The organism is Enterobacter sp. PL_is514 (assembly GCF_055816715.1).
The window spans coordinates 20,858-41,265 of the sequence record NZ_JBVPGN010000035.1; the positions used below are offsets into that span (position 1 = coordinate 20,858).

Annotated in this window: 20 protein-coding genes and 1 pseudogene; 7 read left to right on the forward strand and 14 right to left on the reverse strand. The window is 54.7% G+C overall.

The window, feature by feature from the left end; all coding sequences use genetic code 11:
• Positions 1-48: 48 nt before the first annotated feature.
• Together AC0TNG_RS18870 and nhoA are read right to left on the reverse strand one after the other, a co-directional pair.
• Positions 49-498: a hypothetical protein gene (locus AC0TNG_RS18870; protein ID WP_024909585.1), complete on the reverse strand. Its 450-nt coding sequence runs from the start codon at positions 496-498 to the stop codon at positions 49-51.
• Positions 499-592: 94 nt separating this feature from the next.
• Positions 593-1,438 (reverse strand): N-hydroxyarylamine O-acetyltransferase, encoded by an 846-nt coding sequence (gene nhoA, locus AC0TNG_RS18875; protein ID WP_473712633.1) that lies wholly within the window; start codon positions 1,436-1,438, stop codon positions 593-595.
• 108 nt (positions 1,439-1,546) lie between these two features.
• Here nhoA and AC0TNG_RS18880 point away from each other — a divergent pair, with 108 nt between their 5' ends.
• The 3 genes from AC0TNG_RS18880 to AC0TNG_RS18890 all read left to right on the forward strand — a co-directional run bounded on the left by AC0TNG_RS18880 (position 1,547) and on the right by AC0TNG_RS18890 (position 2,892).
• Positions 1,547-2,119 carry a flavin reductase family protein gene (locus tag AC0TNG_RS18880; protein ID WP_473712634.1) on the forward strand — a complete coding sequence of 191 codons (573 nt, stop codon included), beginning with the start codon at positions 1,547-1,549 and terminating at the stop codon, positions 2,117-2,119.
• A gap of 126 nt (positions 2,120-2,245) precedes the next feature.
• On the forward strand, positions 2,246-2,467 hold the full coding sequence (locus tag AC0TNG_RS18885; RefSeq protein WP_235404351.1) for a hypothetical protein: 222 nt from the start codon (positions 2,246-2,248) through the stop codon (positions 2,465-2,467).
• Positions 2,467-2,892, forward strand: a complete 426-nt coding sequence (locus AC0TNG_RS18890; protein WP_090416784.1) for a DUF3828 domain-containing protein — start codon at positions 2,467-2,469, stop codon at positions 2,890-2,892. The genes AC0TNG_RS18885 and AC0TNG_RS18890 overlap by 1 nt, the downstream gene beginning before the upstream one ends.
• Positions 2,893-2,969: 77 nt before the next feature.
• Here the strand turns inward: AC0TNG_RS18890 and fusA are convergent, their stop codons facing one another.
• A complete protein-coding gene (fusA, locus tag AC0TNG_RS18895; protein ID WP_473712635.1) occupies positions 2,970-5,069 on the reverse strand; it encodes an elongation factor G in 2,100 nt (699 codons plus the stop codon).
• 160 nt (positions 5,070-5,229) lie between these two features.
• Between fusA and AC0TNG_RS18900 the strand changes: the two genes are divergently transcribed.
• Positions 5,230-5,532 (forward strand): ArsR/SmtB family transcription factor, encoded by a 303-nt coding sequence (locus AC0TNG_RS18900; RefSeq protein ID WP_024909591.1) that lies wholly within the window; start codon positions 5,230-5,232, stop codon positions 5,530-5,532.
• A gap of 58 nt (positions 5,533-5,590) precedes the next feature.
• Here AC0TNG_RS18900 and AC0TNG_RS18905 read toward each other — a convergent pair whose 3' ends face one another.
• Complete coding sequence (locus AC0TNG_RS18905) at positions 5,591-6,046, reverse strand: GNAT family N-acetyltransferase (protein WP_420278320.1); 456 nt, start codon at positions 6,044-6,046, stop codon at positions 5,591-5,593.
• Positions 6,047-6,210: 164 nt separating this feature from the next.
• On the opposite strand from AC0TNG_RS18905, the gene pdxR reads away from it, so the two are divergent.
• Positions 6,211-7,689 carry a MocR-like pyridoxine biosynthesis transcription factor PdxR gene (gene pdxR / locus AC0TNG_RS18910; protein WP_473712636.1) on the forward strand — a complete coding sequence of 493 codons (1,479 nt, stop codon included), beginning with the start codon at positions 6,211-6,213 and terminating at the stop codon, positions 7,687-7,689.
• Positions 7,690-7,715: 26 nt separating this feature from the next.
• On the opposite strand, the gene AC0TNG_RS18915 is transcribed toward pdxR, so the two are convergent.
• Together AC0TNG_RS18915 and AC0TNG_RS18920 are read right to left on the reverse strand one after the other, a co-directional pair.
• On the reverse strand, positions 7,716-8,351 hold the full coding sequence (locus tag AC0TNG_RS18915) for an ECs1377 family protein (protein ID WP_024909594.1): 636 nt from the start codon (positions 8,349-8,351) through the stop codon (positions 7,716-7,718).
• A 121-nt stretch (positions 8,352-8,472) separates the two neighbouring features.
• Complete coding sequence (locus tag AC0TNG_RS18920; RefSeq protein ID WP_033145663.1) at positions 8,473-9,804, reverse strand: 2-hydroxycarboxylate transporter family protein; 1,332 nt, start codon at positions 9,802-9,804, stop codon at positions 8,473-8,475.
• Between the two features lie 405 nt (positions 9,805-10,209).
• On the opposite strand from AC0TNG_RS18920, the gene AC0TNG_RS18925 reads away from it, so the two are divergent.
• Both AC0TNG_RS18925 and AC0TNG_RS18930 read left to right on the forward strand, forming a co-directional pair.
• Positions 10,210-11,157: an AEC family transporter gene (locus AC0TNG_RS18925; protein ID WP_024909596.1), complete on the forward strand. Its 948-nt coding sequence runs from the start codon at positions 10,210-10,212 to the stop codon at positions 11,155-11,157.
• 32 nt (positions 11,158-11,189) lie between these two features.
• Positions 11,190-12,875, forward strand: coding sequence for an NAD-dependent malic enzyme (locus AC0TNG_RS18930; protein ID WP_473712637.1), 1,686 nt, complete (start codon positions 11,190-11,192; stop codon positions 12,873-12,875).
• 44 nt (positions 12,876-12,919) lie between these two features.
• Here the strand turns inward: AC0TNG_RS18930 and AC0TNG_RS18935 are convergent, their stop codons facing one another.
• The 8 genes and pseudogenes from AC0TNG_RS18935 to AC0TNG_RS18970 all read right to left on the reverse strand — a co-directional run bounded on the left by AC0TNG_RS18935 (position 12,920) and on the right by AC0TNG_RS18970 (position 20,403).
• Entirely contained in the window at positions 12,920-13,921 is a 1,002-nt protein-coding gene (locus AC0TNG_RS18935) for a Kdo(2)-lipid IV(A) acyltransferase (protein WP_024909598.1), read from the reverse strand.
• Between the two features lie 182 nt (positions 13,922-14,103).
• A complete protein-coding gene (gene pptA, locus AC0TNG_RS18940; RefSeq protein ID WP_024909599.1) occupies positions 14,104-14,334 on the reverse strand; it encodes a tautomerase PptA in 231 nt (76 codons plus the stop codon).
• Between the two features lie 37 nt (positions 14,335-14,371).
• Positions 14,372-14,989 carry a glutathione S-transferase family protein gene (locus AC0TNG_RS18945; RefSeq protein ID WP_473712638.1) on the reverse strand — a complete coding sequence of 206 codons (618 nt, stop codon included), beginning with the start codon at positions 14,987-14,989 and terminating at the stop codon, positions 14,372-14,374.
• 41 nt (positions 14,990-15,030) lie between these two features.
• On the reverse strand, positions 15,031-15,918 hold the full coding sequence (locus AC0TNG_RS18950; protein WP_032647448.1) for an ABC transporter substrate-binding protein: 888 nt from the start codon (positions 15,916-15,918) through the stop codon (positions 15,031-15,033).
• A 9-nt stretch (positions 15,919-15,927) separates the two neighbouring features.
• Positions 15,928-16,701 carry an amino acid ABC transporter ATP-binding protein gene (locus AC0TNG_RS18955; protein WP_024909602.1) on the reverse strand — a complete coding sequence of 258 codons (774 nt, stop codon included), beginning with the start codon at positions 16,699-16,701 and terminating at the stop codon, positions 15,928-15,930.
• Complete coding sequence (locus AC0TNG_RS18960; protein ID WP_024909603.1) at positions 16,685-17,611, reverse strand: amino acid ABC transporter permease; 927 nt, start codon at positions 17,609-17,611, stop codon at positions 16,685-16,687. The genes AC0TNG_RS18955 and AC0TNG_RS18960 overlap by 17 nt, the downstream gene beginning before the upstream one ends.
• A gap of 9 nt (positions 17,612-17,620) precedes the next feature.
• Positions 17,621-18,130, reverse strand: a complete 510-nt coding sequence (locus AC0TNG_RS18965; RefSeq protein WP_008501765.1) for a GNAT family N-acetyltransferase — start codon at positions 18,128-18,130, stop codon at positions 17,621-17,623.
• 9 nt (positions 18,131-18,139) lie between these two features.
• Positions 18,140-20,403: pseudogene (locus AC0TNG_RS18970) on the reverse strand (NtaA/DmoA family FMN-dependent monooxygenase).
• Positions 20,404-20,408: the final 5 nt, after the last annotated feature.

Consider the following 20,408-nt stretch of genomic DNA (forward strand, 5'->3'; position numbering starts at 1 on the left):
CACACGCCCGTAGGCCCGGTCAGGTGTTGACGCCACCGGGCCGCAATGTCAGAACAAATTACTTCCGCTGACGACTGAAATAACCAACAGCAGCAGCAACACTGCGACAATCAGACCAAAAGCCAGTAACGCCGCATGAAAAGCGAGCGTGGCCCCGGAAAAAAACAGTGCACCACTCACCCCCCATCTGTTCTCTTTGCGCATCCCAGCAGTGAAGGCAAGCCCTAATGCCACCACGGATAAAATTATTCCGCTATTGATAAGAATGCTGTCGATATCGACCGCTTTCTTTTTCGCTTCAACGGTCGGCTGTTCTCCCTTTATGCCAGCAATGATCCCTTTTTTTACCGCCGAAACTTTTTCAGCCACAACAATTTCAAGCGCTGTCGACTTTGTCGAAAAAGGACCAAAAGTGAACTGCACTAATGAAAGAAGCAGTGCAATAACCCCGAGTAACATTCCCACTGAACTGAATTTATTCCGCAACAAGATTTCCATATCAGCATGCCTTTGACGATGTTTAAACTAACCTGCCGGGTGGCGGCCTGTGTTCGGGCACCCGTAGGCCCGGTAAGGCGTAGCCGCCACCGGGCTATTTCCCGGCCTGCGGATGCGTATCAAACTCCGCCATCACCGCCGTCAGCTCGGCCAGGGTAAAGCCGTGCTTCGGGTCATCAACGCCCAGGCCAAACCGCACCTGCAGCAGCTTATACAGCGCCTCCGCATCCGGCAAATGAATCTGCTCCTCCACATGACCGTTCTGCCAGTGGGTAAAGTTGAAGTTGGTCAGCGTCAGCTTGCCGCCGTCCGGCAGATGGCGGCACATCAGCAGATGATGGCGGAAGTGCGACTGCGGCCAGTGCGCCGACCAGAAATTCCCCATCACGTAATCACTGAAATACTGTGTCGTCAGGTCAAAATGGTACATCGACTGCCAGTGCTCGTGGTGACGGAACTGCAGCACCCAGTCGTTACCCTCGCTCAGCAGACGATACAGGCCGTGCGGCGTTTCCTGTTCCTCACTGGCGAGCAGACGAATTGGCGCCGTCAGCGTCTGGCCGCCAAACCCCACGTCCGCAATCCAGCGCTCGCCGTTAAGCTCAACCAGCAGCAGGCGGTGCGTGCGCGGCGGCATTTGCGGTGGATTCGCTAATATCACGCGTCCCAGTACGCTGCGCACCGTAAAGCCAACTTCGCGCAATACGCGTTCGAACAGGCCGTTTTGCTCAAAGCAATAGCCTCCGCGGCGCGCGGAGACCAGTTTATCGACCAGATTCTGATCCTCAAGATGGATCTCTCGCGGCAGAACGACATCAATATTTTCAAAAGGAATCGCACAGTTGTGATGTAAATGCAGCGCGCGCAGGGTATCGATATCAACAGCGGTCGGTTGCGTCCAGCCGATGCGGGCGAAATAGGCGGTCAGGAATGGGGACATTAATCAGTTTCCTTTGATTGTGATGTTCTGTTTATAAACTAATTTTACTCACTCACTTTGATTTACGTGCTTTTTCGTCATACTCATCGTTACAGATGAGGAGATCCTATGAGCCACTTTCGCCCTGTTGAATTACGTCATGCCAGCCGTCTGCTGAACCATGGTCCTACCGTACTGATTACCAGTCGTGATGAAACGCTCGACAGACGTAACGTTATGGCTGCCGCATGGTCAATGCCCGTTGAGTTTGAACCGCCACGCATCGCGATAGTCGTGGACAAAAGTACCTGGTCACGCGAGCTGATCGAACGCAGCGGGAAATTTGGCATCGTCATCCCCGGCGTGGCGGCGGCCAACTGGACTTACGCGGTCGGCAGCGTCAGCGGGCGCGATGAAGACAAATTCAACTGCTACGGGATCCCGGTCGTGAACGGTCCTGAACTTGGCCTGCCGGTGATTGAAGAAAAATGTCTGGCGTGGATGGAGTGTCGGTTATTACCTGTAACTTCTGCGGCAGAAAAATATGACACCCTGTTTGGTGAAGTGGTTTCAGCGGCAGCAGACAAACGCACGTTTGTCGCCGGACGCTGGCAGTTTGACGGGGATAAGCTGAACACCCTGCATCATCTTGGAGCCGGGACGTTTGTGGCGAGTGGGAAGATGGTGAAGGCGCTGGATTGATTTTCTAAATCATATCTTACTGAATTATATTAAATTTCTATGGCATTTTATGTTTACTATTGCGTTGTAAAACGGAGGATATTTCCGGAGTTGCTGCATTAGCACTCTCCCGTTAAGGAAATATCAATGTCATGGAATAAAGATGGCGCAATCTCCTATGCCAAATCACACGCCCAACCGAAGAGCACCGGTTATTGTGCTCGCTACGTCACCGAAGCGATCAGAACGGGGGGAAAATTAAAAATTCCCAATACGCGTCTGGCAAAAGATATGGGGCGTACATTGGTCAACGCTGGATTCCGCCTGGTATACGATCAACCTCATTACGAACTGTTCAGGCACGACTAATGAAAATACTCTGCTTTTTTCTTTTTGCCCTCTCTCCGTTCGCAGTCGCCCAAACTGACTATGCCCCAGGCCAGGCTGCGCTTAAATTCAATCAATGGTATATCGCTCAGCTGAATCAGGACAAACCACCAGTGCTGAATCCAGACATTATGAATGAATACGTTGCCTCTGGGACAATTGATGCAATTAAGGAGATGTACTCAGGAGACAGTAACGAAAAAGACATGCCCGATGCTGATATGTTCATCAAAACGCAGGACTGGGATGAAGACTGGAATCAGATAACCGTCTTACACTCTGATTTTGATGCCGTTTGCACAAACGTCTATCTCGCATTTGGTAAGAAACAAAATCACGTTGTAGCAGATTGTCTCGTTCAGGAAGAAGGGAAATGGAAAGTTCGATCGGCCACGCTGATCAAGTAATAATCGGATATGAAAGCCCTCTGCTACAGCGGCAAAAGCACACGGTAACCCAGCGGCTACCGTGTGCAATTCATTAACTACTTCGCACGCCGTGAAATAATCTCATCCGCAACATTCCGCGGGGCTTCCGCAAAATGATGGAACTCCATCGTATACGTCGCGCGTCCCTGGGACATCGAGCGCAATGTCGTGGCATAGCCAAACATCTCTGCCAGCGGCACGTCAGCACGAATAATCTGGCTGCCGTACTGCTCCGCCATCCCCTGCACCATGCCGCGTCGTGAAGAGAGATCGCCCATAATGTTACCGGCGTACTCTTCCGGTGTTTCCACCTCCACGTGCATGATCGGCTCAAGGATCACCGGATCTGCCCTGCGGGCGCCCTCTTTGAAACCGAGGATCGCCGCCATGCGGAAGGCCATCTCCGAGGAGTCGACATCGTGATACGAGCCAAACGTCAGCGTCGCTTTGACATCGACGACCGGATAGCCCGCCAGTACCCCGCTGTTCATTGCTTCCCGCAGTCCTTTCTCAACGGACGGGATATACTCGCGCGGCACCACGCCGCCCTTAGTGGCATCTTCAAATTTAAAACCACTTCCGGGCTCCAGCGGCTCCAGGCTCAGCACCACATGACCGTACTGGCCTTTACCGCCGGACTGACGGACAAATTTGCCTTCGATATCCTTCACCGTTTTACGCAGGGTTTCACGATAGGTCACCTGCGGACGACCAATATTTGCCTCGACGCCAAACTCACGTTTCATGCGGTCGACGATAATCTCGAGGTGTAGCTCACCCATCCCGGAGATAATGGTCTGGCCGGACTCTTCGTCAGTATGCAGGCGGAAAGACGGGTCTTCCGCTGCCAGACGCTGCAGCGCAATCCCCATTTTCTCCTGATCGCCTTTGGTTTTCGGCTCAATCGCCAGCGAGATCACCGGATCCGGGAACTCCATACGCTCAAGCGTAATGACGGCGTTCGGATCGGTGAGCGTGTCGCCGGTGGTCACGTCTTTCAGCCCGACACAGGCCGCGATATCCCCGGCACGCAGTTCGTCCACCTCGTGGCGATCGTTAGCATGCATCAGCACAATACGTCCGATACGCTCTTTCTTCCCTTTCACCGGGTTGTACACCGCGTCGCCTTTGCGCAGCACGCCAGAGTACACGCGGATAAAGGTCAGCTGCCCGACATACGGGTCGCTCATCAGCTTGAACGCCAGGGCCGAGAACGGCTCATCATCGCTCGGATGACGCTCGGCGTGCTGCCCTTTTTCATCCACGCCATCAATGGCCGGCACGTCCAGCGGCGATGGCATCAGCTCAATCACCGCATCGAGCATGCGCTGTACGCCTTTATTCTTGAACGCGCTGCCGCACAGCATCGGCTGGATTTCGCCCGAGATGGTGCGAATACGCAGCCCTTTGATGATTTCCGCTTCCGTCAGGTCGCCCGTCTCCAGGTACTTATCCATCAGTTCATCGCTGGCTTCCGCCGCCGCAGAGACCATTTTTTCCCGCCATTCCCGGGCGGTGCTGATTAAATCATCCGGCACAGGCGCATAGGTAAACACCATACCCTGAGTCGCGTCGTCCCACAGAATGGTGCGCATCTTGATCAGATCCACCACGCCGGTGAAGTGATCTTCTGCCCCCACCGGGATGACAATCGGCACCGGATTGGCCTTCAGGCGTTCCTGCATCATCCGCACGACGCGGAAGAAATCGGCACCCGGACGGTCCATTTTGTTGACGAAGGCCAGTCGCGGAACGTGATATTTATTGGCCTGACGCCAGACGGTTTCTGACTGCGGCTGCACGCCGCCCACGGAGTCATACACCATCACGGCACCGTCGAGTACGCGCATGGAACGTTCCACTTCAATGGTGAAATCCACGTGCCCCGGGGTGTCGATGATGTTAATCCGGTGCGGCTCATATCCTCTGTCCATACCCGGCCAGAAGCAGCTGACCGCCGCGGAGGTAATCGTGATCCCGCGCTCTTGCTCCTGCGCCATCCAGTCAGTGGTTGCCGCGCCATCGTGTACTTCACCCAGCTTGTGGCTCATCCCGGTATAAAACAGGATGCGCTCAGTGGTGGTGGTTTTACCGGCATCGATATGCGCGGAGATACCGATGTTGCGATAACGTTCGAGAGGGATGGGTCGGGGCATGATATTTCCTTAAGTCTTATGACTTGTCTGTGACGACCAGGATGGTCGTGCATTCGTTCGTTTGCTATAATAGTCCTATTGTACGAGTATTATCGAACTATTTTTTAACGGTTGACCTATTGTTGATATAGCTCAATCTGACGCCATACGCAGGAAAACGATGATCCCAAACCACCCTGAAACTGAACAAATACTGCTGGAAAATGTGCTGTTTGCCCTCGGCAACCCGCTCCGGCTGTCGATAATTCGCCGGCTGGCCGATGGCAGCGAACTCAGCTGTAACGCGCTGCGCCCGGAAGATGTGGTGAAGTCTACGATGACCCATCACTGGCGCGTATTGCGCGACAGCGGCGTGATCTGGCAGCGTCCGCAGGGACGAGAAAACATGATTTCATTGCGCAGAGAGGATCTGGATGCCCGCTTTCCGGGGCTGATGGCGATACTTTTACAGGCTAAATCATAAGAGCATATCGGGTTAAAGCCCCTTAATGATGTAAGGGGCATATCGTCAGCAAAGGGATTTACCTTACCTGCATACGATATTCAATCATTCCACTTTTTTTCGCAATCCAGTCATACAATCGTTGCCCGCGATAGTTGGCTTCATGCGTATGCCAGTAAAGATGACTGGCATGATGTTTTCTGGCTTCTCTCTGAACATATTCTATTAACTGTTTGCCAATATGTTTGCCCCTGACAGCTTCGCAGACATATAAATCTTCGAGGTAGCAGTAATCGCTCTCAGCCCAGGTCGAACGGTGAAAGAGATAATGCGCAAAACCCACTATTTCTCCATTACATCGTGCCACCACGCAGAATAGCGGCTCAACGGGGCTGAAAAATCGTTGCCAGGTTCGTTCTGTAATCGCCCCGGACAGATCGACGTTGTAAAACGCCTGATATTTTCCCCATAGTGGCATCCAGCTTTCAAAATCACGTTCTTTAACTGCCTTAATTGTCACGATCGTATTGTTCATATTGCCTCTTCTCTCACCCGTTTATTCGTTTCAGGAAGAGTGTATTCGCTGAATGGCACGTTTTGCCCCGCCAATTCTTGCCATCAAAGCAGACCAATTTTTCATCCTGCTGCATGCAGTATTGCTTTAGAATCAAGAGGCACAGAGGAAAAGTGGACAACGTCATGTTTAAGCACGCGCAGCTTGAAACGGTTAAGGCATGGATTATCGACCCCGCTAACGGATCGCTACCGCTTCATGAAAGGATCCAGAGAGCAATACGGACGCTGATACTGGAAGGGGTATTATCTCACGGTAAGGCCCTTCCTGCTTCACGCGCTCTGGCGGCTTCTCTCAGCGTTTCCCGGGATACCATAGAAGCGGCCTACTCCAGCCTGCATGCCGAAGGGTTTATTGAGAGACAAACAGGCAGAGGGAGCTTCGTCTCTTCCAGCGCGCGCTTTTTAAAACCCAGTCCTCGACAGCATCAGCCAACCGCTGAGATACGAAAAGCAAAACTCAGCGTCCGAGGTAAGATCGTTTATGAAAGCGGCGGGATCCGCGAATTTTCCTCCCCTCGTCCCCTTGCGCCCGGCATTCCTGAAACCCGCATGTTTCCCATTTCAACCTGGGAGCGTCTTCAGCGACAGGTCCTGAAGGAGTTTCAGCATCAGGCATTAGAGCAAAGTCCACCACAGGGTATAGAGCACCTGCGACGGGCCATTGCGGAATATGTCAACCTGGAGCGCGGAACGCGTGCGAGGGCAGAACAGATCATTGTTCTGACAAGTTCTCAACAGGCGCTTGCGCTCTGTTCCCACGTGCTGATGGATGCCGGAGACGGCATTGTCATTGAAGACCCCTCCTATCAAGGGGCACACAAAGCGTTCAACGCCGCAGGACTTCGCTGCATTCCGGTTCCTCTTGATGAAAAAGGCATCTCGGTTGACGGTCTTAATTCTCTGACCGAGCCAGCCAGGGCGATATACCTTACCCCTTCTCATCAGTACCCTACCGGGGTGACGCTCTCTCTTGACCGACGACTGGCAGTTGTCAAATGGGCAAACCGTTACGGGGCCTGGATCATTGAGGATGACTATGACAGTGAGTTTCACTACGAAGGTAAGCCTATGGCCAGTCTTCAGGGGCTTGATACGTACAACCGGACAATTTATATCGGCACGTTCACCAAGTCTCTGTTCCCCGGGCTGCGTATTGCCTACATGATCGTTCCCTCAGAATTGACAGAGCCCTTTACCATGGCGAGGACATTGATGGATGGTCACACCGCCTCAATAACCCAGCTGACGCTGGCTAAATTTCTGGAGGGAGGCCATTTTGGTGCCTATGTTCGTAAGATGAGGAGTATTTACGTTGCTCGTCGCGATGCGCTGGCAAGCCTGATGGATGCGTATCTTTCTGAGTATGTTGCCTGTGAAACGCCTGCGGGGGGAATGCAAATGCCTTGTCATCTGAAACACGGAATATCCGAGAAAGAGATAGCCACCGCCGCCCGCCGTGCGGGTGTTGATATACTTGGGCTTACCGATTTATATGCAGGTCCCCCCGCGTCCACCGGTTTTTTGATGGGATTTGCTGCTTACACGGAAAGGGAAATAGAAGACGCTGTAAAAAAACTGGCCGCCATTTTCCGTCATGTTTGATGCGTCGACTGCTCAGCGGCGAATACTCATTCCGGGCGAGCAAGGCTATATACGGGGATCCGTCGGCTGGTCTTTGTCAGCGTATCAAAGACTTCGGTCTCCGACGTCACAATTCTCACACCCATTTTCCTTAACCTCTGTACATCAGCCGCGATGCGCTGAATGCCAAACCAGAAAAGCCCGTCGAGTGCCGTCACAGACAGGCCGTTTTCCAGCGCCAGCTTGAGACGTTCCTTTGGGGCTTTGACCTGCTGGGCAATTTGCCTGTAAGGCACTTCATTACATCCTGTCGCGTCACTGCGCTGGATCCGCGTTTTCAGTTGATAGGTAAACTCGTCAGGTATTCCATCGAGATCCCTTTTCAGGCTATAGACGCAGCCAAAGCGCTTGCCGTTAAACAGAACATTTTTCTGACTGAGCTGAAGCTCTTTTCTGACAACGTCTATTAACTGGGGCGCACGGGTGAGAAGTAGCCTGAAGGGCAGCTCGAAGCTGGTGACGTAATCCACATTAAGCAACGCGAGACGCAACCGCTCCTCTGCCCCGGACTTTTGCTCACGACACTCTTCCATCACCTCCGCCCACTGGCGCGTCAGGCGCTCCGGCTCGGCGGCTTCGGTAAGGAGATATTTTTCAATCTGATAATCAACTCTTCCGGTCATCATGTGGTATCCCGTCGCTGTGGATGCGGTAATTCTATACAGTACGGTGATATTTATAAAGGACTGAACCGCAGCGACATCCTGAAAATGTCGTTGCGATTCAGTATCCTGACGTTTCGAATCAGTGCGCCATAATCCAGCCCATCAGCAGCGTGGCGAAAATCACCGTCGACGCACCGCCGATGCGGGTGGCGATCTGCGCGAACGGCATGAGCGACATCCGGTTAGACGCGGACAAAATGGCCACGTCCCCCGTTCCGCCCAGCCCGCTGTGGCAGCATGTCACAATGGCCGCTTCCACAGGATACATATTCAGACGCGACGCGATAAAGTAGCCGCTCAGCGCCATTGCAATCACAACCGAACCGCATACCACCACGTATCCCACCGAGAAGACCGACACCACGCTCTCAAGCGGTACGTATAACATCCCGAGGCCGATCATCAGCGGCCAGACCAGAGCAGCCGAGACGAATTTATAGCAACTGTGCGCGCCCTGCTCCATTGAGGCCGGGATCACCCTGAAGTATTTACACAGAACAGCAATCAGGATCATCAGCACCGGGCCGGGAATGTGGACCAGTTTTTCAAACAATCCGCCGACGATGAAAAACGCGCACACCATCAGTAACCCGCCGCCCATCAGATGAAAATCCGTCTGCTGTGTGCTTTGCGCCCCGGCAAACAGGCTGGCGTCGTCTTTACTCCGCGTGAGCATGCCATTTCCCGAAAGCGCAGGACGTTTCGCGCCAAGACGCGCCAGCGAGCCCGCACAAATAATGGCGAAGATATTCCCGACGACCGCAGCGGGTGCCAGCTGTGCAACGTAGACGTCCGGCGTCTGCCCCAGTATTGCCGAATAGGCCAGGGACAGCGGCAAAATGCCCTCGCCAATTCCACCGCCAATGATGGGCACAATGATGAAGAAGAAGGTATGGTAAGGCGTATAACCAAACAGTGAACCCACAATGAGGCCGCTCAGCACGGCCATGCATGTTCCCGCCACCAGCGGAACAAACATGCGCATCATCCCCTGGATCAGCAGCACCCGGTTCATCCCCAGAATACTGCCGACCACCAGGCAGGCAATCACGAAATAGAGAAGGTTCGCCTCTTTCATCAGCAGATGCACGGTATCAAGGGTATGTTTCCCGAATACACCAAAATAGACCAGCACGGAGGGCACCATCAGGCACAGGATCGCCGGGCCGCCGATATCTTTCAACACCGGGATTTGACGCCCTACTTTCGCAAACGCGAAACCGAGGGTCATGATCACCGCGAGGCCACCTATCATATTTTTTGGCAGCAGCCCTGCCCAGGCGGATGTCGCCACAATCGCGGCAATCCCGACGAACAGCATCAGCGGGACCGTGCCCACCTCGGTATTGTTGAGCCCAAAGGCAAAACGCGAGGTAGACAGCTCAGAAGTCGGTACAGGATTATCTTTCATATAATCACCTGAAAATTGTGTTCGGATATACAGAGAAAGGAATAACTGAAACTATTCCTGATACGAAAAAATGTTCTTAAATATAAATAATGATTTAGATGGCCTTTTCTAAAAACAGGCTCAGGGTGAAATTATCACGGGCCTGCAGGGAGAAATGTGAACAATTCGGCTCTTTGCCTTTAAATAACTTAATTCAGCGTTTAGTAACTAAAGTTATTTATCGCAACTCATGTCGCATTCTTGCGTCTTATCAATTTTTAACGCAAGCATTACTTATCCAACTAATGCAATCTTTTTGAAATTAATAAAACCAGAGAGAGTGTGACACTTGTCACTCCTGCCCTGCTATCTAAGCGCTAGATTAGCGCTGCAATAAAACACATAAAATACCCTACAGGAAATACTATGCCTTCATTACTATTACAGTCACTGTTTCCGCTCGTCTTTATTATGTTACTTGGATGGCTAAGTGGAAAGCTGGGATATTCCCGGCGTGAAGATGCAAACGTCATGGCAACCGTGGTGATTCGTTTCGCCCTTCCTTTTCATCTTTTCATTGGTGCATTGCATACCGATCCCAATAAAATTAAAAACCTGACCTTTATGGCCGTCCTGGTTGTCGGTTTAATGGGGTCGTATTTACTGACGCTGTTTATTTCACGCTATGTTTTTCGCCACGATATCAAAACCAGCGCCATTCAGTCTCTGGTTTGCGCCTTTCCTGATATGGCCTACTTTGGCGCGCCGGTCCTGGCGGTATTGATTGGGCCGGAAGGATTTATCGGTGTGCTGATAGGTAACATTATCACCAGCGTTATCATGATCCCTCTGACTATCGTCCTGATTCGTATGGGTGATAAAAACGGTCATGATGGCCTGGAGGCGCTGCACCCGGGGGCGATGATCGTACAAAACCTCATCAAAGCGGCTCGCAACCCTATCGTCTGGATCCCGGTCTCCGGCGTCTTGCTCAGTCTCGCCGGTGTGCAAATCCCTTCCATTCTCAGCATGCCTATTGAGATGGTTGGCAAGGTTTCCGGCGGACTGTCCCTGTTTGCCCTCGGCCTGCTGTTTTACGGTGAACGTCCAAAACTGAACGTGCAGACATTTACCAATATCAGTATTAAAAACCTGATTCAGCCGGCAATGATGGCCGCCGCAGGGATCGCCTTTGGCCTGAGTCATACCTTACTGCAGCAGGTCGTAATTATTGGCGCAACGCCTTCCGCTATTGCCGCGGGGATGTTTGCTTTACGCAGCGATACCTATATCGATACCGCATCCTCTTCCATATTAATTGGTACTGCCGTCGGGGTCGTGACCGAAGGCATTATGATCTATTTCATCTCTTAATCTGTTTTATATAAAAAATTCAGGAGTTAACCATGTCCCGGAAAGAAGTTCTGTACACCCCTTACAATGGGGCCGTATTGCTGGAGAATCCGCTATTAAATAAAGGACTCGCTTTTATTAAAGAAGAGCGTGATAATTTTAATCTGCATGGGTTATTGCCACACAACGTTGAAACCATTGAAGAACAAACCGAGCGCGCCTGGGTACAGTTCTGTCATTTTAAAAGCGATATCTCGCGTCATGTTTATCTGCGAAATATTCAGGACACCAATGAAACTCTCTTTTACAATCTCTTGCGTTCGCATCTGAAAGAGACGTTACCGATTATCTATACCCCGACGGTCGGTGAAGCCTGCGAGCATTTCTCTACGATTTATCGCCGCGCGCGCGGCTTGTTTATTTCATGGCCTAACCGTCATCGTATTGATGAGATGCTGCAAAGTTTTTCACGCAACGACGTTCGCGTGATTGTGGTGACGGACGGGGAACGTATTTTAGGGCTTGGCGATCAGGGTATCGGCGGTATGGGCATCCCGATTGGTAAGCTGTCGCTGTATACCGCCTGCGGGGGGATCCATCCGGCCTCTACCCTCCCGATTATGCTGGATGTCGGCACCAATAATCAGCAACACCTCGACGACCCGATGTACATGGGCTGGCGTCATCCGCGCATCAGCGACGACCAATACGCTGAGTTTATGGATATGTTTGTCAGCACCGTGAAAGCACGCTGGCCCAATGTTCTCCTGCAGTTTGAAGACTTTGCGCAGAAAAACGCCACCCGCCTGCTCCAGCGCTACCGCGACCAGCTGTGCTGCTTCAATGATGATATCCAGGGCACGGCAGCGGTCACCGCAGGTACGCTGATGGCGGCGGCCCATGCGGCAGGCACCCGCATTCGCGATCAGCGCGTGGTCTTCCTCGGCAGCGGCTCTGCGGGATGCGGGATCGCTGAAAAAATTGTGGCGCTGATGGTCGATGACGGCCTGACCGAGTCCGAAGCCCGCAGCAGGATCTTCATGGTCGATCGCTTCGGCCTGCTGACCGACGACATGACCAACCTGCTCGATTTCCAGAAAAAACTGCTTACCGCGCGCGACGCCGTTAGCCGCTGGCAGGTAGAGGCGAAGAATATTTCCCTGCTGGACGTGGTTAAGAACGCGCATCCTACGGTGATGATCGGCGTTTCAGGCCAGCCGGGTCTGTTCAGCGAAGAGATTGTCAAAGAGATGCATCGCCACTGCCCGCGTCCGATTATCATGCCGCTCTCAAACCCGACGTCGCGGGCGGAGGCCCAGCCTCAGGATCTTATCGCCTGGACCCAGGGAGCCGCGCTGGTGGCCACCGGCAGCCCGTTCGCGCCGGTATTCTGGGAGAATGCACACTACGAGATTGCCCAGTGTAACAACGCCTATATCTTCCCTGGTCTGGGGCTGGGCGTTCTGGCCTGTAACGCGCGCCGGGTCACGGAAGAGATGCTGATGGCAGCTAGCCGCAGCCTGGCCGCGCAGTCTCCTCTGGTCACCACGGAAAAAGGTGGATTGCTGCCGCCGGTAGATCAGATTGAAACGGTCTCACGCCAGATTGCCGTCGCCGTCGCCCGGGCTGCGATTGAACAGGGCGTGGCACCGGCGATAGATGATGAGACGTTGATGGCGCGTATCGAGAAGACGTGGTGGCAGGCGGACTATGCGCCGTACCGCCGATCCGCGCTGTAGCGACGGTCATGCCCTCACCGCAGGGTGAGGGCATCGCTGAGGCTTTAGTGCTGTATGCCTGATCGGTCAGAAAAATCGCTGGCGGAGAGAATATCACCCCGTGGGGCCACGCTCTTGCGGCGGTCATACCGGTCAGGTACACCTTCGGGACGCGTTTTGAAGCGCCGGTGCAGCCACATATACTGTTCTGGCGCCATCCGTACAGCGTGTTCAATCGCCCTGTTCATCTGCGTCGCCACGGCTTCTTTATCGCCGCCCTGCAACGCCTCGCTGATATCGTCCAGAATGATCAGCTCGTAACCGGTGCCATCCGCCTTACGGCGCGGCACAAAGGGAATGACGGCAGGCTTAGCGCTTTTGACCAGCATATAGCTTCCAGCGGTCGTCGCGGCATCCGGCACCGCAAAGAACGGCACAAATACGCTATTGGTTTTGCCATAGTCATGGTCCGGGGCGTACCACAAAATTTCATTTTGCTTCAGCGAGCGGATCATGCCCTTTAAATCATGACGATCGAGCATGGTTTTATTGGAACGCAGGCGCCCGCGCGTCTGAAGCCAGTCCAGCAGGGCATTATTATTAGGACGATACACCCCGATACCGGGGTTAAGCATGCCAAATATCCGCGCGCCTAGCTCAAGCGTCAGAAAATGCATCCCCACCAGCACCACGCCCTTTCCTTGCGCCCTGGCCTTTTCCATGTGCTCATAACCCCGCACGGTAAAGTATTTCTTCACCCGCCACTCGGGCCAGAACCATGCCATCCCGGTCTCGATCACCCCCATTCCTACCGATTCAAAATTACGCTGCAGCAATGACTCTCGCTCCGCCTTTTTCATCTCCGGGAAACAAAGCTCCAGGTTGCGGCGGGCAATTTCGACGCGGCGGGGAAGCAAGCGCATCGCCAGTCGACCAAGGCCATGACCGATTCTGAACAGAAGCGGATAAGGGAGCAGCATGATGAGCCACAGCGCGGCAATGCCGGCCCAGCTTAGCCAGTAACGGGGATGAAGAAAGGCGAATGAAAAACGGGGTAATTTTGTCATCAGAAAATTATCCTTTAACGTGTCTGTCCTTAATTGATTCTGTTGAAGATCTTTCCTAAGGATTAATAATATGTCAGCCAGAAACGTTAAGTGTAGCGGATAAGACAAAACGCATTTTTATCGATTTTTGCGAAAACGGGAAAACAAGCCGGGAAGGACTTATTCGATCCCCGGCAAAGATCCTACATCGAATACCCGGGCTTCTTAATAAGCTCCTCCAGCTTCGGTCCAATTTCGGTATCCCAGACCTGCGCCTTCCAGTCTTCAGGCGCGATCTGGTTCAACGCCACCGACACGGAACTGTCTTTGCTGTTGAAATGGCGAATAATCACGTCGGCAATATCCGCCGCCAGGGCCGTTTTTTGTTCGTCGTTCAAATCACGGGGAAAACATTTGATATCTACGTGTGGCATGTGCAGGCTTCCGGTTGTGAATGTGGGTTACACGTTATCAGATAATATTGTTTGCCTTTAACACCTTGTGCAGTTCCGGTCGCTGACATACGGCGTCCGCAATCGCCGTGAATTTAGGGGTGTTCTCGGCAAACCAGGCGTGACGGGGCCCCCAGGTGCGCGCTACCGCAATATACACATCCAGCAGCGTCAGCCTTTCCCCCAGCGCAAACGGGGCGGCCTTAATCTGACTTTCGAACCACAAATAGAGGGATTTCCGGTATGCGATGCAGTTTTTCTGCAGCTGTTCCGGCGCATCCGGCACCCAGCGTTCGGGATAGTCTGCATACGTAAATGTGGGATAGACGTTGGCCACAAACCAGATCATCAGACGCTGAAACTGCTGGCGTTCGGCCTGCCCCACGGGCGGAGCAAGGTCGGGACATCTGTCGAGCACCATCAGGGCAATCGCCGCCGTTTCGGTCATGATGGCACCATTTTCCAGCGCCAGCGTCGGCACCTGACACAGCGGGTTGAGCTTTTGCAGCAGCTCACGCTGCGGGCCGGGCTGGTCAAACCCGTCCACGTTGATAAATTGGTAAGGGATATCAGCCAGGGTTAGCATCACTTCACCGATCGCCGAGCCCCAGCCGGGTACGCCATAGAGTTTAATCATGTTGCCCCCTCAGGAGTGAAAATCCTAAGTGTAGAGCACCATTAGTAGGTTATCCCAGGCGGGTTGACCTCCGACTGTGCCACCGCTTCCCCCTGCTCGCCCCAGCGCGCCAGCACCTTCTGGTAATCTCCCCGCTTGATCGCGCCGTCCAGCGCCGCCTGTAACGCGTACACCAGCTCATTGCCTTTTTTGGTCGTGGTCGCGACATAGGCTTTTTTCGGCCCTAAACCGACCACGCGGGTTTTACCTGTGAGCGCCGCTTTATAGGCTGAAACCGACTGCGGTCCGAAGAACACATCCGCCCTTCCGGACTGGATATAGAGATTGCCCGAAGCATCATCGTGGAGATAAACCGGCAGCGCAGGCTCGCGCCCCGCCTTTTTATTCTCTTCGTTCCAGCCCAGCAGAATGCGTTCCTGATTCGTACCGGAGCCGACAATCACCCTTTTCCCGGCCAGATCTTCCGCGCTTTTGATTGACTGGATCTCACTGGTGGATTTCACCGAAAACGCCAGCGAGTCGACGCGGTAGGTCGCAAAATCAAACTTCTCTTTACGCTGTTCGGTCACCGCAATGTTCACCAGCGCCACGTCGTAGCGCCCGGAGGCGATCCCCAGCGGCCAGTCTTCCCACGCCGTCGGCACCAGCTTCAGCTTCAGCCCCAGGCTGCCCGCCAGCAGGCGGGCGATATCCGGGTCGCTGCCAATGCGCGTACGGTTATCGCTGGCCAGCAGCGCCAGCGGCGGGGAGTTCAGCATTGAGACGGCGACCGTCAGCGTACCCGGCTCCACGAATTTGTAACTGGCGGGGATCTTCGCCACGGCCTGCCGATCCACCGTCACCGGCAGCGGCTGCTCGTTGGCTTTCAAATCAATGCTGGCATGGCTCGCCGTCGTGAAGACCAGCCCCGCCAGAAGTCCGTATTTCATTGGCACCCCTTATAAGACTTTGGAGAGGAACTGGCGCGTTCGCGCATGTGACGGACGGTTTAATACCTCGTCACTGCTTCCCTGCTCGACAATTTTTCCGTCGACCATAAACACCACCTGATCCGCCACTTCCCGGGCAAAGCCTATCTCGTGAGTGACCACCACCAGCGTAGTGCCGGACCGGGCCAGTTTTTTGATCACGTCCAGCACTTCCCCCACCAGCTCCGGATCCAGCGCCGAGGTGGGTTCATCAAACAGCATCACGCGGGGGCGCAGCGCCAGCGCGCGGGCAATGGCAATACGCTGCTGTTGCCCGCCGGAGAGATGGCGCGACCAGGCATCGGCTTTATCCCGCAGCCCGACCACGTCCAGCAGGCTGTACGCTCTTTCCACCGCCTCTTTTTTGCTGAGCTTTTTATGCGCGATGGGCGCCTCAATCAGGTTTTCCAGCACCGTGAGATGCGGAAAGAGATTGAAGTTCTGGAACACATAGCCCACGTTGACGCGCTGTTTGAGGATCTCCTTCTCCTTTAGCTCGTAGAGCCTGTCTCCCTGACGACGGTAGCCAATGTAATCCCCGTCGATCTGAATAAAGCCTTCATCGACGCGCTCCAGGTGATTAATGGTGCGCAGCAAGGTTGATTTGCCTGACCCGGACGGCCCGAGAATGACCGTCACGGACCCGGGCGGGATCTCAAGCGAAACGTTGTCGAGCGCCTTATGGCGGCCAAAAAATTTGCTGACGCCGGTAATCGAAATATGTCCTTCAGGAGAGGCTTGCATGGATAGGCTCCTGTGCTGGCGTGGTGGTGACTGAACGGGTACGACGGGCGGCACGGTTCTGATTTACCGCAGAGCGGCGTTCGCTGCGGGCAAGTGCGCGTTCAACACCGTACTGGATAGCGGACAGGACGGTGGTGATCGCCAGGTACCAGGCGGCACCAACCATCAGCAGCGGGATCACCTCCTGCGTGCGGTTGTAGATCATCTGGATGGTATAGAACAGCTCCGGCATCGCCAGGACGTAAACCATCGCCGTCCCCTTGGCGAGACTGATGATTTCATTGAACCCCGACGGCAGAATGGTGCGCAGCGCCTGAGGCAAAATGATGCGCACCGTGCGGCGCCAGGCCGGCAGGCCGAGCGCGGCGGCGGCCTCATACTGCCCGTGATCGACCCCGAGGAATCCGCCGCGAATGATCTCGGCGGTATAGGCGCTCTGCACCAGGGTTAGCCCCACCACGGCGGTAGAAAACTGCCCCAGCACGTTGATGGTTTCAAAGCTGCCCCAGGTGATGCCGGTGAACGGCACGCCGAGCGAGAGCGTGTCGTAAAGATAGGAAAAGTTGTACAGGATGATCAGCACCACAATCAGCGGCAGCGACCGAAACAGCCAGATGTACGCCCACGCCAGGCTGCTGAGCAGCCAGGATGAAGAGAGTCTCGCCAGGGCCAGCATGCCGCCAAACACCACGCTCAGCGCGGTGCCGATCAGCGTCAGTAGCAGGGTCTGCCCGACACCTTCAAGGATCACCGGGTCGAAGAACCAGCGGGCGAACACCGACCACTCCCAGCGCGGGTTAAACGCCACGGACTGAATCACGACCGCCAGGACAAACAGCGCCACCGCGGCGCCGACGGCCCGCAGCGGATAACGCGCCGGGACCACCTTAATGGTTTCAACGTTGCTCATCGTCGTTCCTCATGCGGTTTTACTGAACGCTTCACGTACCAGCGTTTTGGTGAATCGCAGCCGACCGTCAAACGGCGGCTGGCTGTACTCTTCCGGATCGCGGTTCAGATCGAACTGCGGCTGATAGCCCTGGCTAAGATAGAGCCTGACCGCCTCCGGCTGACGAAAGCCGGTTGTCAGGTAGATCTGACTGTACCCTGCCAGCACCGCCCTGCGCTCCAGCTCCTGCACCACGCGCCCGGCAAGCCCCTGCTGACGCAGGGTTTTGTCCGTCCAGATGCGTTTGATTTCCGCGGTGCGTTCGTCAAACGGTTTGTATGCGCCGGTAGCGATAATCTTCCCGTCGCGCTCCAGGACGATAAACAGCCCCTGCGGCGCTAAATACCACTCGGTGAGCTCCACTTCCGCGTCTTTTGAGAAGTAGTCCCCGTAGCGGGCGGCATATTCACCGAACAGCCCCTCGATAATGGGCTGAAGTTCAGCATCTTCCGGTGATACATCACGAAATCGTTCGCTCATCACGCCTCCTTAATCGCCCAGGCCAGCCGGGTTCACTTCGGACTGAGGAATGCGCTCAACCCCTTCCCCCCAGCGGTTGAGCACTTTGTCGTAATCGCCGTTTTTGATGACGCCGTTCAGCGCGGTTTGCACCGGCTCAACCAGTCCGCTGCCTTTTTTCAGCGTCACCGCGATGTGTGCCGCCTTCGGCCAGCCGCCGTCGACGCTGCCCACCAGTTTGGTTTTCCCGTTCAGCGCCGCTTTCCAGGCGCCAATCACGTTCGGACCAAAGTAGGCATCCGCGCGTCCTGACTGCAGCGCCAGCGTTTGTGCCGCATCGTCTTTGGTGTAGATCGGGGTAAAGGGTTTCAGCCCCTTCTTCAGGTTTTCGGCATTCCATGCCAGCAGGATGGCCTCCTGGTTGGTGCCGGAGCCGACGATAATCCGCAGCCCGGCGATGTCCTCAGCCTTCTCAAGCGACTTGATCGGGCTGGTTGATTTCACGTAGAACCCGAGGGAATCTTTTCGGTAGGTGGCAAAGTCAAACTTCTCTTTACGCTCTTTGGTGACGGTAATATTGCTAATGGCAGCATCATATTTCCCGGAGGCGACGCCCAGCGGCCAGTCTTCCCAGGAGGTCGGCACCACGTTCAGCTCCAGCCCGAGGCTGTCGGCGACCAGACGGGCGACGTCAACCTCGCTTCCCAGCAGCGTTTTGTTGTCGTCGGAAAAGACCGTCAGCGGCGGCTGATTGAGCCCCGCCACCGCAACGGTAAATTTCCCCGGCACGGCAAAGCGATAGTCTTTCGGCAGCTGAGCCACCGCATCATTGTTTTTGGCAGTGTTAACCGGCGTTTTATTGGCCTCGATGCTCACGCCGGTGCCGTTAATATTCACATTCTCTGCCCAGACGGCAGGGGTAAAGGCCAGCGCGAGCGCCAGAATAAGCGATGATTTCTGCATAGCGGGGTTCTCTTTTATTGTTGTGTGAACTGGTTTTTCGGTTGGTCTAAACCGAGGCTTTCGCGCAGCGTGGTGCCCGGATAGTCGGTACGGAACAGGCCGCGGGCCTGAAGAATGGGCACCACCTGGTCAACAAAGCGCGGGAAGGTATCCGGCGTACCGCCCTGAATGATGAAGCCGTCAGCGGCATAGCCTTCAAACCAGGCCTGCAGACCGTCAGCCACCTCCTCCGGCGTACCGGAAAAGCGCGGGCGCGGTGATGCAGCTTCAAGGGCTACCTGACGCAGGGTTAAGCTGCGCTCGCGGGCGTTACGCTTAATTTCATCGGTGGTACTGCGGAAGCTGTTTTTGCCTAAATCGCCGATATCCGGGAACGGCTCGTCGAGCGGATACTGGCTGAAATCATGATGTTCGAAATAGCGCCCCAGGTAATTGAGGGCATCGTTAATCGACACCAGCGCCGCCGTGGTCTGGTACTGGTTTTCCACGTCTTCGGCGTCTTTTCCCACAATCACGCTGACGCCCTGGAATATATGCAAGTCAGGCGCGCGGCGACCGTTTGTTTCCAGCTGCTGCTTCACGTCGCGGTAAAAGGCTTTTGCCTCGTCGAGCGTCTCGTGATGGGTAAAAATGGCGTCGGCATGTTTCGCCGCCAGCTTTTTCCCGTCGTCCGACGCCCCGGCCTGAAAGACAATCGGACGCCCCTGCGGGGTGCGGCCAATATTCAGCGGCCCGGCGACCTGGAAGAAATCACCGTGATGATCCAGGGTGTGAAGCTTTGACGCGTCAAAGAATTGCCCGCTCTCTTTATTACGTACGAACGCATCACCTTCCCAGGAATCCCACAGCCCTTTCACCACGTCGAGATACTCATCCGCAATCCGGTAGCGCAGCGCATGCTCGGGGTGTTTTTCGCGGGAAAAGTTCTTCGCCGACCCTTCCAGCGGCGAGGTCACCACGTTCCAGCCCGCGCGTCCGTTGCTGAGGTGGTCGAGGCTGGCGAACTGGCGCGCCGTGGTGAAGGGTTCGCTGTAGGAGGTGGATAAGGTTCCCACCAGCCCCAGGCGCGAGGTGATGCTGGCGAGAGCAGATAACACCGTCAGCGGTTCAAAGCGATTTAAAAAATGCGGGATGGATTTCTCGTTTATGTAGAGACCGTCGGCAACGAATAAAAAATCGAGTTTGCCCTCCTCCGCCTTTAACGCCGTCGATTTGACGAAATCAAAATTGATACTGGCATCGGCGACGGCCTCAGGGTGACGCCAGGCGGACATATTTCCGGATGCACCATGCAAAATGGTCCCCAGCCGCAGTTGACGATGTGCAGACATATTCA

Coding starts and splice junctions, on each gene's coding strand:
- AC0TNG_RS18870 (WP_024909585.1), bottom strand. CDS start 498: ATGGAAATCTTGTTGCGGAATAAATTCAGTTCAGTGGGAATGTTACTC.
- nhoA (WP_473712633.1), bottom strand. CDS start 1,438: ATGTCCCCATTCCTGACCGCCTATTTCGCCCGCATCGGCTGGACGCAA.
- AC0TNG_RS18880 (WP_473712634.1), top strand. CDS start 1,547: ATGAGCCACTTTCGCCCTGTTGAATTACGTCATGCCAGCCGTCTGCTG.
- AC0TNG_RS18885 (WP_235404351.1), top strand. CDS start 2,246: ATGTCATGGAATAAAGATGGCGCAATCTCCTATGCCAAATCACACGCC.
- AC0TNG_RS18890 (WP_090416784.1), top strand. CDS start 2,467: ATGAAAATACTCTGCTTTTTTCTTTTTGCCCTCTCTCCGTTCGCAGTC.
- fusA (WP_473712635.1), bottom strand. CDS start 5,069: ATGCCCCGACCCATCCCTCTCGAACGTTATCGCAACATCGGTATCTCC.
- AC0TNG_RS18900 (WP_024909591.1), top strand. CDS start 5,230: ATGATCCCAAACCACCCTGAAACTGAACAAATACTGCTGGAAAATGTG.
- AC0TNG_RS18905 (WP_420278320.1), bottom strand. CDS start 6,046: ATGAACAATACGATCGTGACAATTAAGGCAGTTAAAGAACGTGATTTT.
- pdxR (WP_473712636.1), top strand. CDS start 6,211: ATGTTTAAGCACGCGCAGCTTGAAACGGTTAAGGCATGGATTATCGAC.
- AC0TNG_RS18915 (WP_024909594.1), bottom strand. CDS start 8,351: ATGACCGGAAGAGTTGATTATCAGATTGAAAAATATCTCCTTACCGAA.
- AC0TNG_RS18920 (WP_033145663.1), bottom strand. CDS start 9,804: ATGAAAGATAATCCTGTACCGACTTCTGAGCTGTCTACCTCGCGTTTT.
- AC0TNG_RS18925 (WP_024909596.1), top strand. CDS start 10,210: ATGCCTTCATTACTATTACAGTCACTGTTTCCGCTCGTCTTTATTATG.
- AC0TNG_RS18930 (WP_473712637.1), top strand. CDS start 11,190: ATGTCCCGGAAAGAAGTTCTGTACACCCCTTACAATGGGGCCGTATTG.
- AC0TNG_RS18935 (WP_024909598.1), bottom strand. CDS start 13,921: ATGACAAAATTACCCCGTTTTTCATTCGCCTTTCTTCATCCCCGTTAC.
- pptA (WP_024909599.1), bottom strand. CDS start 14,334: ATGCCACACGTAGATATCAAATGTTTTCCCCGTGATTTGAACGACGAA.
- AC0TNG_RS18945 (WP_473712638.1), bottom strand. CDS start 14,989: ATGATTAAACTCTATGGCGTACCCGGCTGGGGCTCGGCGATCGGTGAA.
- AC0TNG_RS18950 (WP_032647448.1), bottom strand. CDS start 15,918: ATGAAATACGGACTTCTGGCGGGGCTGGTCTTCACGACGGCGAGCCAT.
- AC0TNG_RS18955 (WP_024909602.1), bottom strand. CDS start 16,701: ATGCAAGCCTCTCCTGAAGGACATATTTCGATTACCGGCGTCAGCAAA.
- AC0TNG_RS18960 (WP_024909603.1), bottom strand. CDS start 17,611: ATGAGCAACGTTGAAACCATTAAGGTGGTCCCGGCGCGTTATCCGCTG.
- AC0TNG_RS18965 (WP_008501765.1), bottom strand. CDS start 18,130: ATGAGCGAACGATTTCGTGATGTATCACCGGAAGATGCTGAACTTCAG.